Below are 15,623 nucleotides of genomic sequence, written 5' to 3'. Positions count from 1 at the left end.
GAAGCCGGCTGCGTCTCAGATGGCCTCGCGCATGATCGCTGGGATGAAGCCCAGCTCCTCCAGCTGGGCGATCACAGCCAGCGCCATGGGCCCGGTGTCTAGCCTCAGTCGGTATGACCGGGGAGATTCGGGCAGTCGAGCGAGGAGGTTCCGGTCCACGAGTCGACGGATCAGTTGGCTGCGTGATGAGGCGGACCCTGGAAACGCCTCGGCGAGGTCACGGGCCTTGACGATGCCGTGCTTCACCACGGCACGCAGAGCTGCAGCCTCTGGTTCACTGAGCTGAGTGGAACAGACGATCGATGGTCGGCAGCAGCAGGAGGGATCGGACGAAGTTCGCCTGTCCCAGTGACTTGACACGGGCGAGGTCATCACGGAGTGCTCAGCAGCACGTACTCACATCATTGCACCAAGTCGTTGTCCTCTTGAGTGTTCGCTGCGGCCAGATGCGCATAGTAGCGGTTGTGGTCTGTTCCGAACACAGACGTCGGATTCAGCGCACGGAAGCTGGTCGTCTGAGCGAATCCCTGCTGGATCAGCACGACATAGGTGAGCAGCCGGGCCACCCGGCCGTTACCGTTCCCGAAAGGATGGATCCAGAGAAACCGGTGATGGGAGACAGCGGCCGCCACGAGGTTCAGGTTCCTGGGCCGTTCCGCATTGATGAAGTCTGCGAGGTCCCCCATAAGTGACGGAACCAGGTCCGGTCCGGGAGGAACATGTGTCGTGCCTGCCATCGTCACCGGCAGCGTGTGGTAGGTACCGGGTGTGCGGTCGCCGTCGGCATCGAGACCTTCGACGGCGATGCGATGAAGCTCCCGTATGAACATCTGAGTAAGCTGTGTACCAGGCTCCACGTGTTCGCCGATGAATGTCGAAGCCTTCTCTAGGTTGATGATCTCTTGCACAGCGTCCGAATGTTGGAGTCCGTCCGGCCGCTGCTTCTCTGCGACGACATCCAGGACGGTGGTGCGGTTGCCTTCGATGCGGGCGCTGGTCATGCTCATGACCAGTTGTAGCACCGGGTGGATCTGTCCGAGGATCTCGGGATCTGTATCCAGCATGGCTAGGTCGCCCCGAAGTCGTTCCAGTTCGAAGACTGCCACTGTCAGGAGAGAGTCGAACGGGAACCCGGGGATACGCAGCGTCATGTGCCTGAACTTTACTAATGACTCCAGCACTATTTAAGGTCGCTGGCCTCTGATCCTTTTGTTCTCAGTTTTTCGGGACACCCGGTGGAGTCCTGAGAATTGAGTGTGGCTCGCGGTGGAATTTAACCCAGTGGCGCATCGGCGCTGCGACGAAGATGTCGCCGCGCGTCGTCACATCCTGGCTCGTCACATCCCGGAGATCTGCCCGGTGCTCTGCTCCCACGCCACCACGGACCCGACGGCAGCTTCTGCGCATCGGCGCAGCGGGACCAGCACCCGCTCCAATGTGCCCTCGGCGGACTCCAGCCCCGCGGAGACCGAAACATTCATCGCCGCGATGATCCCACGTTCCGGGTGGTGCACCGGCACCGAGACTGAGCGCAGCCCGGCCTCCAGCTCCTGGTCGACCATCGCGTAGCCGGTCTTCTGGACTTCGGCGATCACTGCGCACAGCTCCTCGACGCCGGTGACGGTGGCCGGCGTCATGCGAGGGCGTTCGGAGCTCTCCAGCAGATTCCGCAGCGTCGGCTCCTCCATGTCGCTGAGCAGCACCCGCCCCATAGAGGTGGCGAAGGCGGGAAGCCGGGTGCCGACATCGAGATCCATGCGCATGATGCGGCGGGTGTGGGCGCGAGCGATATAGACGATCTCAGTGCCGACCAGCACCGAGGCCGAGCAGGATTCGTTGAGCTCGGCGGCCAGGGTGCGCAGGTGCGGCTGCAGAAGGTCCTTCAGTCCGTTGCCGGACCAGAAGCCCAGTCCCAAGCTCAGCACCTTCGGGGTGAGCGTGAATTCACGACCATCGGTGGTGGCATAGCCGAGATGGACCAGAGTGTGCAGCATCCGGCGGGCCGCGGCACGGGAGAGTCCGGTGCGGCGGGCGACCTCGGACAGGGTCATGCTGGCCTCGCCGGCGGCGAAAGCTTCCAGGACCTTCAGCCCGTTGGCCAGTGACCTGACAAAGTCCTCCTTGCCAGGTGTTGTCTCAGTCTCGACTCTCTGCTCATCCACACCCATGACACTACTCGTCTGCTGGGGGATCGTTTGCTCGGGTAGGGTACTCAGCCAGCGGATGCAGTGGCATCGACGACCTCGACCTCTAGCCGTTCGGCGATCTCCGCCGGGCTCAGTCCGTAGGCCTCGCGCAGGGTGACCACGGCGGCGCCGTCGTCGTCGGTGGAGAGCAGGAAGATACCGTGGTCGGTGTAGACCCGGGTCACACACCCCAGGCCGGTGGCCGGATAGGTCAGAGCGGGGACGATCTTCGGGCTGCCGTCCTTGGCGAACAGTGACATCATCACAAAGACATCCCTGGCACCGGTGGCCAGGTCCATGGCCCCGCCGACCGCCGGGATCGCATCGGGGGCGCCGGTGGACCAGTTGGCCAGATCCCCGGCGGCTGAGACCTGGAAGGCACCGAGCACGCACACGTCCAGGTGCCCGCCGCGCATCATGGCGAAGGAATCGGCGTGATGGAAATAGCTCGTCCCAGCGGTCTCGGTGACCGGGATCTTGCCGGCGTTGATGAGGTCGGCGTCGACGTCGTCGCCGTGGGCCTCGGGTCCCATCCCCAGCATCCCGTTCTCCGTGTGCAGGGTGACGCCTTGCTCCGGGTCCAGGTAGTCGGAGACCTTGGTCGGCTGACCGATCCCCAGATTCACGTATGCGCCCGGTGCGATATCGGCCGCGACCTTCTGGGCCAGCTGCTCCCGACCGAGAGTAGCGGTCTGCGCGGTGGTCTCAGTGCTCATCGGATACTCCTTCAGGCGTCTCGGCCGGCCGTCGGTTGGGGCAACACGGTGATCGTGTCCACATAGATGCCCGGAGTGATCACATGCTCGGGGTCCAGCTGACCGGCCTCGACCAGCTCCTCAACCTGCACCACAGTGGTCTGTGCCGCAGCGGCCATGACCGGGCCGAAGTTCCGCGCGGTCTTCCGGTAGACGAGGTTACCCACCGTATCGGCACGCAGCGCCTTGATCAGGGCGATATCACCGCGCAGCGGGTACTCGAGCACATAGTGCCGCCCGTCGATCTCCCTGGTCTCCTTGCCTTCGGCCAGCTGGGTGCCATATCCGGTGGGCGTGAAGAATGCGCCGATGCCGGCACCGGCGGCGCGCATCCGCTCAGCCAGATTGCCCTGCGGGACCAGTTCGAGCTCGATCTCACCGGCGCGGTAGGCCTCGTCGAAGTGCCAGGAATCCGACTGGCGGGGAAAGGAGCAAATGATCTTGCGCACCCGGCGCTCCTTGATCAACAGTGCCAGACCGGCGTCACCCTGACCGGCGTTGTTGTTGACGACGGTCAGATCCGTCGCCCCGGCGTCGAGCAGGGCGTCGATCAGCTCCATCGGCTGGCCCGCGTTGCCGAAGCCGCCCATCAGAACGGTGGCGCCGTCCCTGACGGAGGCCACGGCCTCGGCGGCGTTGTCTGCGATCTCAGTCATCAGTGCCTCTCTCCTCACAAGGGGATTCGTCGGCGGGATCCCTCCACAGGATCCCTCAGTGGATCAGCCGGTGGTGGTGTTCTCCAGGACGACGGCTAATCCCTGCCCGACGCCGATGCACAGCGCAGCCACACCCCAGCGGTGCCCGGAGGCACGCAGTCGGGCGGCCAGTGTGCCGATCAGCCGAGTGCCGGAGGCCCCGAGCGGATGGCCCAGTGCGACCGCGCCGCCCCAGGCGTTGACGATCTCCGCATCCACACCCCAGGCATCAGTGCAGGCCAGAGCTTGGGCGGAGAACGCCTCGTTGAGTTCGACCGCCTCGATGTCGTCCCAGGTGATGCCGGCCTTCGCGAGAGCCCGATCGGCGGCCTCCACCGGTGCGAAGCCGAAGTCCTGCGGGGAATTGGCCGCAGCACCCCAGCCGGCGAGACGTGCCAGAGGGTCCCGTCCGATGCGCTGCGCAGCGGCAGCTGAACCCAGCAGGGCGGCTGAGGCGCCGTCGTTCATGGAGGAGGCATTGCCGGCGGTGACAGTGCCGTTCTCGTGACGGAACACAGTGCGCAGTCCGGAGAGCTTCTCGGCGGTGACGCCGTCGCGGATGGTCTCATCGCGTGGCAGCTCAGCCCCCGGGATCTGGGTGATGAGCTCGTCGTAGCGCCCGTCCTCCCAGGCGGTGATGGCCAGTGCGTGGGAGCGTGCGGCGAAGGCGTCTTGGCGCTCGCGGGTGATGCCGTGCTTCTCGCGCAGCTGTTCAGTCGCCTCGCCCAGGGAGACCGTCCACTCAGCTGGCATGTGCTCGTTGATCAGCCGCCAACCCAGTGTGGTGTTGACCAGTTCCAGGTTCTGCATGGGGAAGGGGCGTTCCGTCTTGGGCAGCACCCACGGGGCGCGGGACATCGACTCCACCCCGCCGATGAGCATGACGTCGGCGTCGCCGACGGCGATCTGCCGGGCTCCCATGATCGTGGCATCCAGGGAGGAGCCGCAGAGGCGGTTGACCGTCGTCGCGGGGACGCTGACCGGATGGCCGCCGAGCAGCCAGGCCATACGGGCGACGTTGCGATTCTCCTCGCCTGCGCCGTTGGCATTGCCGAGGATGACCTCGTCCACAGTGGCGGGGTCGAGTCCGGGGGAGCGTTCCAGGGAGGCGGAGAGGACCTGGGCAGCCAGATCGTCGGGACGTACCCCGGAGAGTCCGCCGCCGACCTTGCCGAAAGGGGTGCGGACGGCGTCGTAGAGGTAGGTCTGTTCCACGGGCACCTCTCATGCTGTGTTCGCTATACGAACTGATGTTCGCTTGAAGTACACTGTACGTGACGTGTCCTGACGAGTGAAGCTCGTCACGCGCGTTCATCACACGGATTGATGAGTCATGCTCACCGGAGAGCACTGAAGTGGTGCCAGATCAAGCTGGTGTATGGCATAGAGCACGCCGGCGGGGTCTGGAGGCAGAGAGCGGAGGAGGGTCAGTGATGACCGAGGAGTTTGATGTCGTCGTGGTGGGTTCAGGGGCCGGGGGACTGTCTGCGGCTGTCGCAGCTGCTCACCGCGGGGCATCGGTGCTCGTCGCCGAGAAGGCGCACAGCTGCGGTGGGGCGACCGCGTGGTCCGGCGGATGGATGTGGACGCCGCGGCATCGTTTCGCCCGTGCCGCGGGTGTGGTCGAGGACATCGAGAAACCGCGTACTTACCTCCGTCATCGGCTCGGTGAGCAGTTCGACGAGGAGCAGGTCACGGCCTTCCTCGAAGGAGCTCCGGAGATGGTCGACTTTTTCGAGGAAGAGACTGCGCTGCAGTTCGTGCCTGGAGCCGGGATTGCTGACATCCACGGTGGAACTCCTGGGGCGGCTGAGGGGCACCGCCAGGTTGCGCCAAAGCCCGTACGGCTGACGAGTTTGGGCCGAGACGTCGCGCGGCTGCTACGTCGTCAGATGTATGAGACGAGCTTCTTGGGAATGGGCATCATGGCTGGTGAGGACCTCCAGGCATTCCTGCATTCCACACGTTCACCACGGGCCTTTCTGCACTGTGCGCGGCGCGTCAGCAGACACATCCTCGACCTCGCCATCCATCGGCGGGGGCAATTCCTGGTCAACGGTACGGCGCTGATCGGCCGTCTGCTGCGCTCGGCGCTTGACCTCGGGGTGGAGATCCGAGTCAACACTGCCGCAGTGGCGCTGGTCCAGGAGCGGGGAAGGGTCACTGGAATCCGACTTCAAGGGCCGGAGGACACTTCTGTCGTCACAGCTCGGCAGGCAGTTGTGCTGGCTTCCGGAGGTTTCGCCCATGATGCTGACATACGGCGCGAGACCTTCCACCGGAGCCCCGAACCCGGAGAACACCATCCCCTGCCGCCGGCGGGAAGCGCCTCCGGTGACGGCCTGCGTATGGCTACACATGCCGGTGCTGGACTCGATCAGGCGGTGGCCTCCGCCGCCGCCTACTGCCCGGTCTCCCTCATTTCCCTCCCCGGAGGACGGACCGGGGTGTTCCCCCACATCTTGGATCGGGGCAAGCCGGGTGTCATCGCCGTCTTGGCCGATGGCCGACGTTTCGTTAATGAAGCCGACGGCTACCACGACTACACCCTCGGCATGATCGAGGCGGTCCCGGAGGGCAGAGAGGTAGCCTCCTGGCTGATCGCTGACGCACAGTACATGAAGTACTACCCCCTGGGCATGGCCAAACCTGCTCCGGTGCCGAGCTGGCCGTACCTCCGCTCAGGCTACTTACGCCGTGGTGACACCCTCACCGAGCTGGCCGATGAGATCGGCGTTGATGCCGCCGGTCTGGAGGAGACTGTCGCTGAGTTCAACGCCGGAGCGGAGCGTGGGGTCGATGAATGGTTCGGCCGGGGGTCCACTCTCTTCAACCGGAACTCCGGAGATCTGGATAACCCCTGGCCGAACCCCACACTCGCGCCGCTGACCAAGGGGCCCTTCTACGCGGTCAAGGTCGTCCCCGGCAGCTTCGGCACGTTCGCCGGCATCACTTCCGATGCCCAGTCCCGCGTAGTGGGCGCGGATGAGACTCCCGTCGCCGGACTCTACGCCGTTGGGGCAGATCGCTCCTCGATCATGGGCGGGCACTATCCGTCCGGCGGCATCAACATCGGACCGGCTATGACGTTCGGATATCTGGTGGGCAAGCGGCTCGGCGAGGCTGCGGTGCAGAGCCGATGAGCCGGGTGACGTTGGGCCTCGCCGCACTGACGGTCCTGGACTGTGATCCGCTGGCCCAGATCGATCTCGCCGAACACCACGGATTCGACGCCATCGGTGTCCGGCTGACTCCGGCTTCACCCGGCACACCGGCTTACCCGCTCCATGAAGAGCGCGCCCGGTTGGATGCGGTGCGGCATCGGCTGGAGGACAGTCCTATTGAGGTCCTCGATGTAGAGATCCTTCGGCTCACACCGGATTTCAATCTCACCTCTGTGCGGACCTTCTTAGAGGCGTCGCAGTTGCTGGGAGCGCGCGCGGTGCTCGTGGCCGGCAACGATGCGCACCGTACGCGGCTGACGGACAATTACGCACTGCTGGCCCAGGCTTGCGCAGAGTACGGTCTGGTGGCTGCGCTTGAGCCGATGCCCTGGACCCAAGTGAAAAACGTCAGGGAGGCGCTGGAGGTGGTAGCTCTGGCCGACGGTGCAGCGGCTATGGCGCGCTCTGTCCTCGTCGATACGCTGCACGTTGCTCGATCCGAGACCACGCTGGAGGATATCGCAGCGATTCCCGCCGAATGGATCCACTACGCCCAGCTCAGTGATGGGTCGGTCCCGGCACCACGCGATGAGGGGGAGCTCATCAGGCAGGCTCGTGAGGAGCGGCAGGTACCGGGAGAAGGCGGCATCGGTGTGGCGGGGATCTTGGCTGCGTTGCCGCTGAACACGCCGATCAGTGTGGAACTGCCCAATGAGCAGCTGCGCCGCGCAGCAGGGACGGGGCCGTGGCTGGACAGGCTTGCCGCCGCCGCTCGCTCCGTCATCGATTCATGCGGAAAAACTCCCGGAGCTTGACAGTCTCTGTACGGCTCTGAATAGTCAACGGAGAGTCAGCACACCCGGTCACACCGTCCGTGGTGCCCGCAGAGTTTCCGTGAGAGAGGCAGTTATGGCGCAGACGCATCCGATCGTCGGAAACCCGCGGATCGGAGGGGTGTCTGAAGACGAGGGGGGCTCTGTCGCGCCGTCGCACTCACCTGGCTCTGCTTCTGCTGTGCTCGCCTCCGAGCTGATGCTCTTCCCGGACGGTCCGCTGCGCCCCGGATGGGTGCGCATCGAAGGCGGTGTTCTTACCGAGGTCGCAGAGAGCGCGCCACCGGCCGAGGCTGATGCCGTCGAGGGGATACTCGCCCCCGGGTTCGTTGATGTGCACTGCCACGGCGGGGCCGGTGCCGCCTTCGACGACGGCCCTGAAGCCGCCGAGACGGCCCGGCAGGTCCATCTCGCCCACGGGACCACGACTATGCTCGCCAGCCTGGTCTCCGATGACCCGGACCGGCTCCTTAACACTGTGCAGGCCCTGGTGCCGCTGGTCCACGACGGGCGGTTCGCCGGAGTGCACTTGGAAGGCCCCTGGCTCAGCCCTCAACGTGCTGGAGCCCATGATCCTGACCTGCTCAGCGCTCCCGGGGCACGCGAGCTGGAGATGCTGCTCGCTACAGGCGTCGTGGAGATGGTCACTCTGGCGCCTGAGCTGCCCGGCGGTATCGAGGCGATCCGCAGGATCGCCGACGCCGGCGCAGTGCCTGCCGTCGGGCATACTGACGCGACCTACGAACAGACCCGTGAGGCTCTGGCCGCCGGTGCACGGGCTGCGACGCACCTGTTCAACGGGATGCGCGGGCTGCAGCACCGTGAACCAGGACCGGCGGCAGCCATGATGGAGGACGGCGAGGCGCTGCTCGAACTCATCGCCGACGGCGTCCACGTGCACCCCGCGATGCTCAGCTGGGTCCATCGCAGCGCACCCGGCCGGTGCCTGCTGATCACCGATGCGATGTCCGCCACCGGCGGCTGCGACGGTGACTACCGGCTCGGACGGCTCGATGTGCGCGTCGAGGGCGGGGTGCCGCGCCTAGTGGACACCGGTTCCATCGCCGGCTCCACGTTGACGATGGACCGTGCCGTGCGGGTGGCCGTCACCGAGGCGGGGTTCAGCCGCGAAGACGCTCTGCGCGCAGCCTCCGCGGTCCCGGCCGCACTGCTGCGCCGTCAGGATGTCGGCCAGCTGACTCGAGGAGCCCGTGCAGACCTGATCGTGCTGGATCATCAGCTGCAGGTCAACCGAGTGCTGCGCGCAGGGACCGAGGTCAGCTGACCAGGGCTCTGCTGAACAGGACTCAGCTGAGCCGAACCGCTCTCGGCCACACCGCCGCCGTCGTGATAGCGGCTGCGGGAACCGTCACTCTTCGTCGTCCTGCAGGGCCTCGACATCCGCCAGCTGCGCATGAGGTGTGTGCTCGGGGATCTCTCCGTTGAGCCGCAGCCCGGTCTGCGTGTCGAAGACATGGACGTGCTCCATCGACGGTGCGATCCGCACCACCTCCCCCTTGGCCGGAGGGCGGCGGCCGTCCACGCGGGCGATCACCGGCTGCGCGGTCTCGATGCCCCGGGGAGTGCCGAAGATATAGGCATCGGCGCCCAGCTCCTCGCTGAGTTCGACCTCCATCTGCAGGCCGCCGGTCTCGACGAGGTCGAAATCCTCGGGCCGGATCCCCAGGGTCACGCGTGGTTCCGAGGTCTTCGACAGAATCCCCTCGGGAACGGGGAGCGCGTCCTCACCGAGGTAGACGTTGGTGCCGTCCTGGGCGACGGAGAACAGATTCATCGCCGGAGAGCCGATGAACCCGGCGACGAAGACATTGGCCGGCGAGGTGTAGAGGTTCCTTGGCGTGTCCACCTGCTGCAGGATGCCTTCTTTGAGCACGCAGACCCGATCGCCCATCGTCATCGCCTCAACCTGATCATGGGTGACATAGACCGTGGTCACGCCGAGCTTGCGGGTCAATGCCGCCAGCTGGGTGCGGGTCTGGACGCGCAGCTTGGCATCGAGTTTGGAGAGCGGCTCGTCCATCAGGAAGACCTTCGGTGAGCGGACGATGGCCCGGCCCATGGCCACGCGCTGCCGCTGACCTCCGGAGAGTGCTTTCGGTTTCCGGTCGAGGTACTCCTCGAGATCCAGAAGCTTCGCTGCCTGGCGGACTTTCTCCTGACGTTCCGTCTTGGGAATACCGGCCATCTTGAGTGCGAATCCCATATTGTCAGCCACTGTCATATGCGGGTAGAGCGCATAGTTCTGGAAGACCATCGCGATATCGCGGTCCTTGGGACTCATATCTGAGACGTCCTCACCGCCGATGAGGATGCGGCCCTCATTGGTGTCCTCGAGGCCGGCGAGCATCCGCAGCGCGGTGGACTTCCCGCAGCCCGAGGGGCCCACGAGGACGAGGAACTCCCCGTCAGCGATGGTGAGGTCCAACTGGTCGATCGCCGGCCGTGCACCTTCGGTGTAGATGCGGCTGGCTGATTCATAGGTCACCGATGCCATGTGATGTCTGTCCTTTTCACGGGCAGGTACGTGCCCGACGATCCGTTGTGAAATGGGGTGGTCAACAAGCGATATAGAAGTGATATCCGCCCGCACACCGCAATAGAGTGCGGGCGGGGCGTCACCGGTGCCGAGCGATTCTTTGCCGACCCATCAGCGCCTCATCTGATCAGAAATCCTGGGCATTGCAGCGCACAGAACCCATCACAGGTGAGGTGCCTCATGGGTATCAGCTCAGACGCTTGACACCTTGAGTGTGATCCATAATACTACCAGCACTGATTGCTTGTGAGTGATCTGGCGCTAAATCACTCAAAATGCGTCATGTGCTTATCACCCGCACTCACCGCGCCGAAGGAAGAGCCATGAATCGAACCACGAAGACTGCCACTGCACTCGTGGCTGCCAGTGCCCTGGGACTTGTCGCCTGCGGTAACGATGACGGAGGAGGTGATGACGGCGATGTCCAGCTGACCATGCTCGCGGCCAGCTATTCTGACCAGACCGGAGAGCTCTGGGAAGAGGTCATCAGCGGGTTCGAAGAGGACAACCCCGGTGTGACCATCGAGCTGGAGATGCAGTCCTGGGAGAACATCAACGACGTCATCACCACGCGCATCCAGGGCAACCAGGCCCCGGACATCCTCAGCATCGACGCCTTCGCCGACTACGCCGATGACGGGCTGCTCTACTCCGCCGACGAGATCCTCTCCGACGAGACCGTCGACGACTTCCAGGAGACCTTCGTCGAGAACGCCTCGATGGACGGCGAGCAGTACGGCTTCCCGCTGCTGGCCTCGGCCCGCGCCCTCTTCGTCAACGACGACCTGCTCGAGGAGGCCGGTGTAGAGGCTCCGAGCACCTGGGACGAGCTCTACGACGCCGCCGAAGCTGTCACCGAGGAGACTGACGCCTACGGCTACGGACTGCCGCTGGGCTCCGAGGAGGCCCAGGCTGAGGCAGGGCTCTGGTTCTTCGGCGCCGGCGGCGGCTACGGCGATGAGAACGAACTCACTGTGGACTCCCCGGAGAACATCGAGGCGGCGGAGTTCATGCAGAGCCTCGCCGAAGACGGTCTGACCCAGCCCGACGCCGGGGCCACCCAGCGCACTCCGATGCTGGATCAGTTCATCCAGGGTCAGTTCGGCATGGCGATGGGCCTGCCGCAGGTCATCGGCATGATCGAAGAGCGCAACCCGGACCTGAACTACTCGATCCACGACATCCCCACCCAGGACGGCGAACAGGTCACCCTCGGTGTGGCGGACCACCTGATGGCCTTCCGCAACGACGAGGACAAGGGTGAGGAGATCGGTGCCTTCATCGATCACTTCTACCAGCCCGAGAACTACGTCGAGTTCATCGACGCCGAAGGCTTCCTGCCCTCGACCGTCTCCGGTGCCGAACAGACCGAGAACGAGGACGTCGCTCCCTTCGCTGATCTGCTGCCCGAAGCGCAGTTCTACCCCTCGGTCAACCCGGCATGGGCTGACGCGCAAGCGGCGATCCAGGCGCAGATGGGCCGCATCGCCTCCGGCGATGACCCGGCGGATGTGTTGGCCGAGATCCAGGCCGAAGCCGGCGAATGACCTCGGTACATGACCTCAGGACATGATTTCGGTACATGACCTCGGCGGATCACACCGCTGACTGAGATCGGTGGCGGGGCCGGCGAATCCGCTGGCCCCGCCACCACCCCGAGGTCGGCCCAGGATTCCACCCGGGATTCCACCTGGAGTTCTAGCCGGAGCTCCACCCAGACCACGGCGCCATACATCAGCCACATATCAGGGGAACGACGAGGACACCTATGAGCAGCAAGACCACGCGTGCCACAGGCACCACGTGGACAGACACACTGCGTGCACTGCCCTGGATCGGCCCAGCCATCCTGCTCATCGCCACGATCGTGCTCTTCCCGGCCGTGCTCATGGCGTATAACTCCACCCGGGACATCTCCCGCGTCGGAGTCGACAGCGGCAGCCTCGGCCTGGAGAACTACCAGCAGCTGCTGGAGATGCCGGTGTTCACCGGGGTTGTGCTGCGCACGGTCATCTGGGTGACCGTGGTCGTCGCGGTGACGATGGTGATCTCCCTGGCCCTGGCCAATCTGCTGAACAAGGCCTTTCCGGGACGTCAGCTGCTGCGGATGATCGTCATCATCCCGTGGGCGTCATCGGTGATCATGACCACCACGGTGATCTACTACGGCCTGGAGCCCAACTACGGCATCATCCAACGCTTCTTCGCCGACCTCGGGTTCCTCTCCCAACCGGACTTCGGCTTCACCAAGACGATGCCGTGGGCGTTCATCGTCGCCATCGCGATCGCCGTCTTCGTCTCCCTGCCCTTCACCACCTACACGCTTCTGGCCGGACTGCAGGGCGTGGGCAAAGACGTGCTGGAGGCGGCCCGGCTCGACGGCGCCTCCGGATGGAAGACCTACTTCCACGTGATCCTGCCGCAGCTGAAACCGGCCCTGGCCGTGGCCACGATCATCAACATCATCAATGTGTACAACAACTTCCCCATCCTCTCGGTGATCACCGGCGCGCTCTCCGGCTACGGCGCTGACACCACCACCACCCTGATGTTCAAGATCCTGCGGAACATGGGCGATCCGGGGCTGGCCTCGGCGTTGTCAGTGGTGAACCTGTTCATCGTCATCGCGGTGATCGCCTGCTACATCAAGATCGTGAAGCCGATGAAGGGAGTCGACGAGTGATGACTCGCCCAGAGACGCGCCAGGCTCCCGCCGTCGCGAAGCGGACCACCGGTGGTGCCCGGGTGCGCCGTCGTTCGCGGTACCACGATTCCGGCCCCGGGACCCGTTCGAACATCCCGCTGCGCCTGGTCGCCGCTGTGATCGTCGCCGCGGTGTTCCTGGTGCCCTATATCGTGATGCTCATCGGGGCCTTCAAATCCCGCTCCGAGATCCTCCGCGTGCCGCCGACCTATATCCCGGAGCAGTGGCAGCCGGAGAACTTCCTGACCATGTGGGCCACGCCGGAGACCCCGCTGGCGATGAACCTGCTCTCCACAGTGGTCATCTCCCTGGGGGCTACGGTGCTGACCCTGCTGGTGGCGCTGCCCGCGGCCTATTACACCGCCCGGGTCCGCTTCCCCGGGCGCCTGGCGTTCCTCTTCCTGGTGCTGGTGACGCAGATGCTGCAGCCGGCGGTCCTCGTCGCCGGGCTCTTCCGCCAGTTCCTCTCCTGGGGGATCGATGACACCTGGCTGGCGATGATCCTGATCAACGCGGCCTTCAACATGGCCTTCGCCACCTGGATCATGCACGCGTTCTTCGCCTCGGTGCCCTATGAGGTGGACGAGGCCGCCCAGCTCGACGGGGCGAACCGGCTGCAGGTGCTGCTGCGGATCAACCTGCCGCTGGTGTGGCCGGGTATGGTGACGGCCATCATCTTCACCTTCGTCGCCTCGTGGAACGAATACGCCGCCTCCCTGGTGATCCTCAGCTCACCGGATAAGCAGCCGCTGCCGGTGGCGCTGACCCGGTTCATCGGCCAGTACGAATCCTCCTGGCAGTACGTCTTCGGCGTGTCCCTGGTGGCCATCATCCCCGTGGTGATCGTCTTCGCGCTGATCGAGAAGCGCCTGGTCTCCGGGCTGACCGCGGGAAGCGTCAAGTAACGGTGACGAAGTCCTCAACCGTTCCCGCCGTCGTGGCCTTCGACATCGGCGGCACCAGTGTGAAGTCTTTGACGGTGACCCGTGACGCCGTGCTCGACGTCCACAGCACACCGACCCGCGCAGACCAGGGGCCCGAGGCTGCACTGGAAGCCGTACTCGATGAGATCGACACTACTCTGGCGGCTCTCGGTGATGACTATGAGGCTGTCGGCGTCGGGGTGGCCTCCCCGGGGTTGGTCGATGAGACGAAGGGGCTGTCCCGGCATTCGGAGAACCTCGGGTGGCGGGATGTCCCGCTGAAAGCCCTGGTGCAGCAGCGCACCGGGCTTCCTGTGGGATTCGGCCATGATGTCCGGGCCGGAGGACTGGCCGAACGCTATCTCGGCGCCGGCCGTGGTGCCGCTCACCAGGCCTACCTGTCCCTGGGGACCGGGATCGCCTGCGCGCTGGTGCTTCAGGGCGTCTCGATCGTCGCCGACGGCTACTGCGGCGAAGTGGGCCACGGCGGCAGCGGTGCCAGCGGGGACGGTGAACCCTGTGCCTGTGGAGGCCGCGGCTGCGCGGAGACCTACGCCTCGGCGGCGGGCATGGTTCGCCGCTACCGTCGGCTCACCGGGCGCTCACTCTCCGGCGCCCGTGATCTGGTGGCCCTCGTCGATGCCGGTGATGAGGTGGCCCGTACCGTGTGGAATGAGGCCGTCGAGGCATTAGCCGGCATCACCAGTGACATCGTGCGCGTCACCGGGGTCTCCCGCGTGGTGGTCGGCGGTGGGCTCTCATTGGCCGGTGAGCGGCTGATCCAGGGGCTCGAGGCTGGCATAGCACAGCAGCTGACGATCCATCGGAGGCCGGAGATCGTGCCCGCGGCGCTGGCCGGTGTGTCCGGCTCCTGGGGGACGGCCCTGCTCGGATGGGCCGCGGCGGGATACGATCTCGACGACATCGCCGCCGGCTATCTCGAGAAGGGCCCATCGGCCCTGATCAGGGAGGTGAACCGATGAGGAAAGACGAACGACTCACCCAGATCCTGCAGGTCGTCGCCGATCACGGTGACGTATCCATCGCCTCTCTGGTCGACACTTTGGGGGCCTCGCCGGCGACGATCCGCCGGGACCTCGAGGAGTTGGCCGGACAACACCTGGTTCTGCGGACCCGCGGGGGAGCCCGGCCTGCCGACGTCGCCTATGAGCTGCCCTTCAAGTACAAGACCGCCCGGCAGGCTGACGAGAAGCAGCGGATCGCCGCCCATGCCGCCTCGCTGGTGCGCTGCGGCGAAGTGGTCGGCATCAACGGCGGTACGACCACTTCGTTGGTCGCCGAGCATCTGAGCACCCGGGATGATCTGCAGGGCCTCCCGGAGGGGGAGCGACCGGTGGTGGTGACCAATGCGTTGAACATCGCCAACCAGCTCTCCGTGCGCCCCCAGGTGCGAACTGTGGTCTGCGGGGGCACTGCGCGGGCGCTGTCCTATGAGCTGATCGGCCCGCTGGCGGTCCAGACTCTGGAGCAGCTGACCCTGGACACTGCGATCCTCGGTGCCAACGCGGTGCACCCGGAATACGGGGCGATGGCCCATCACGAGGGGGAGGCCGAGATCAGCCGACTCATGGCGCGGCTGGCACGGCGGGTGATCGTCGTCGCGGACTCCAGCAAACTCGGCCGCAGCGCCCTGGCGCGCTTCGTGGACCCACAGGACATCACCGTGCTGATCACCACCAGCGGGCCAGGCTCTGAGGCCGCCGACGAATATGCCGAGGCAGGTACTGAGGTGCACCGGGTGTGATGCCCGTGCCTCCTTCATGACGTGTGACCGACAAGAGAAAG

The 15,623-nt window shown here is 65.3% G+C and carries 15 protein-coding genes; 8 read left to right on the top strand and 7 right to left on the bottom strand.

Going from position 1 to position 15,623, the window contains the following annotated elements; all coding sequences use genetic code 11:
• Positions 1 to 15: 15 nt before the first annotated feature.
• The 6 genes from RIL96_RS10275 to RIL96_RS10250 form a co-directional block, all read right to left on the bottom strand.
• Positions 16 to 246 carry a hypothetical protein gene (locus RIL96_RS10275; RefSeq protein WP_310548931.1) on the bottom strand — a complete coding sequence of 77 codons (231 nt, stop codon included), beginning with the start codon at positions 244 to 246 and terminating at the stop codon, positions 16 to 18.
• Between the two features lie 155 nt (positions 247 to 401).
• Positions 402 to 1,151: a Fic family protein gene (locus RIL96_RS10270; RefSeq protein WP_310548930.1), complete on the bottom strand. Its 750-nt coding sequence runs from the start codon at positions 1,149 to 1,151 to the stop codon at positions 402 to 404.
• 186 nt (positions 1,152 to 1,337) lie between these two features.
• Complete coding sequence (locus RIL96_RS10265) at positions 1,338 to 2,162, bottom strand: IclR family transcriptional regulator domain-containing protein (RefSeq protein WP_310548929.1); 825 nt, start codon at positions 2,160 to 2,162, stop codon at positions 1,338 to 1,340.
• Between the two features lie 50 nt (positions 2,163 to 2,212).
• On the bottom strand, positions 2,213 to 2,902 hold the full coding sequence (locus tag RIL96_RS10260; RefSeq protein WP_310548928.1) for a CoA-transferase: 690 nt from the start codon (positions 2,900 to 2,902) through the stop codon (positions 2,213 to 2,215).
• 11 nt (positions 2,903 to 2,913) lie between these two features.
• The gene (locus RIL96_RS10255) at positions 2,914 to 3,597 is read right to left on the bottom strand and encodes a 3-oxoacid CoA-transferase subunit A (protein WP_310548927.1); all 684 of its coding nucleotides are present in this window, start codon (positions 3,595 to 3,597) and stop codon (positions 2,914 to 2,916) included.
• 63 nt (positions 3,598 to 3,660) lie between these two features.
• Entirely contained in the window at positions 3,661 to 4,851 is a 1,191-nt protein-coding gene (locus RIL96_RS10250) for a thiolase family protein (protein ID WP_310548926.1), read from the bottom strand.
• Between the two features lie 218 nt (positions 4,852 to 5,069).
• On the opposite strand from RIL96_RS10250, the gene RIL96_RS10245 reads away from it, so the two are divergent.
• From RIL96_RS10245 to RIL96_RS10235, 3 genes are all read left to right on the top strand, one after another.
• Positions 5,070 to 6,779 carry an FAD-dependent oxidoreductase gene (locus tag RIL96_RS10245; RefSeq protein ID WP_310548925.1) on the top strand — a complete coding sequence of 570 codons (1,710 nt, stop codon included), beginning with the start codon at positions 5,070 to 5,072 and terminating at the stop codon, positions 6,777 to 6,779.
• Complete coding sequence (locus tag RIL96_RS10240; RefSeq protein ID WP_310548924.1) at positions 6,776 to 7,615, top strand: sugar phosphate isomerase/epimerase family protein; 840 nt, start codon at positions 6,776 to 6,778, stop codon at positions 7,613 to 7,615. The genes RIL96_RS10245 and RIL96_RS10240 overlap by 4 nt, the downstream gene beginning before the upstream one ends.
• Before the next feature lie 199 nt (positions 7,616 to 7,814).
• Positions 7,815 to 8,918, top strand: a complete 1,104-nt coding sequence (locus RIL96_RS10235) for an N-acetylglucosamine-6-phosphate deacetylase (protein WP_310548923.1) — start codon at positions 7,815 to 7,817, stop codon at positions 8,916 to 8,918.
• A gap of 84 nt (positions 8,919 to 9,002) precedes the next feature.
• Here RIL96_RS10235 and RIL96_RS10230 read toward each other — a convergent pair whose 3' ends face one another.
• The gene (locus tag RIL96_RS10230) at positions 9,003 to 10,148 is read right to left on the bottom strand and encodes an ABC transporter ATP-binding protein (RefSeq protein WP_310548922.1); all 1,146 of its coding nucleotides are present in this window, start codon (positions 10,146 to 10,148) and stop codon (positions 9,003 to 9,005) included.
• 365 nt (positions 10,149 to 10,513) lie between these two features.
• Between RIL96_RS10230 and RIL96_RS10225 the strand changes: the two genes are divergently transcribed.
• The 5 genes from RIL96_RS10225 to RIL96_RS10205 all read left to right on the top strand — a co-directional run bounded on the left by RIL96_RS10225 (position 10,514) and on the right by RIL96_RS10205 (position 15,582).
• Positions 10,514 to 11,737, top strand: a complete 1,224-nt coding sequence (locus RIL96_RS10225; RefSeq protein WP_310548921.1) for an ABC transporter substrate-binding protein — start codon at positions 10,514 to 10,516, stop codon at positions 11,735 to 11,737.
• Positions 11,738 to 11,958: 221 nt separating this feature from the next.
• Positions 11,959 to 12,873: a carbohydrate ABC transporter permease gene (locus RIL96_RS10220; RefSeq protein WP_310548920.1), complete on the top strand. Its 915-nt coding sequence runs from the start codon at positions 11,959 to 11,961 to the stop codon at positions 12,871 to 12,873.
• A complete protein-coding gene (locus RIL96_RS10215) occupies positions 12,873 to 13,799 on the top strand; it encodes a carbohydrate ABC transporter permease (protein ID WP_310548919.1) in 927 nt (308 codons plus the stop codon). Before RIL96_RS10220 ends, RIL96_RS10215 begins: the two co-directional genes overlap by 1 nt.
• Positions 13,800 to 13,801: 2 nt before the next feature.
• A complete protein-coding gene (locus tag RIL96_RS10210; RefSeq protein ID WP_310548918.1) occupies positions 13,802 to 14,800 on the top strand; it encodes an ROK family protein in 999 nt (332 codons plus the stop codon).
• Positions 14,797 to 15,582, top strand: a complete 786-nt coding sequence (locus tag RIL96_RS10205) for a DeoR/GlpR family DNA-binding transcription regulator (RefSeq protein WP_310548917.1) — start codon at positions 14,797 to 14,799, stop codon at positions 15,580 to 15,582. The genes RIL96_RS10210 and RIL96_RS10205 overlap by 4 nt, the downstream gene beginning before the upstream one ends.
• Positions 15,583 to 15,623 lie beyond the last annotated feature (41 nt).

Origin of the sequence: Nesterenkonia aerolata (assembly GCF_031470965.1) — a bacterium.
Lineage (GTDB): Bacteria > Actinomycetota > Actinomycetes > Actinomycetales > Micrococcaceae > Nesterenkonia > Nesterenkonia aerolata.
Note: the sequence above shows the minus strand (reverse complement) of the source record. Positions and strands in the feature narration are given on the sequence as shown.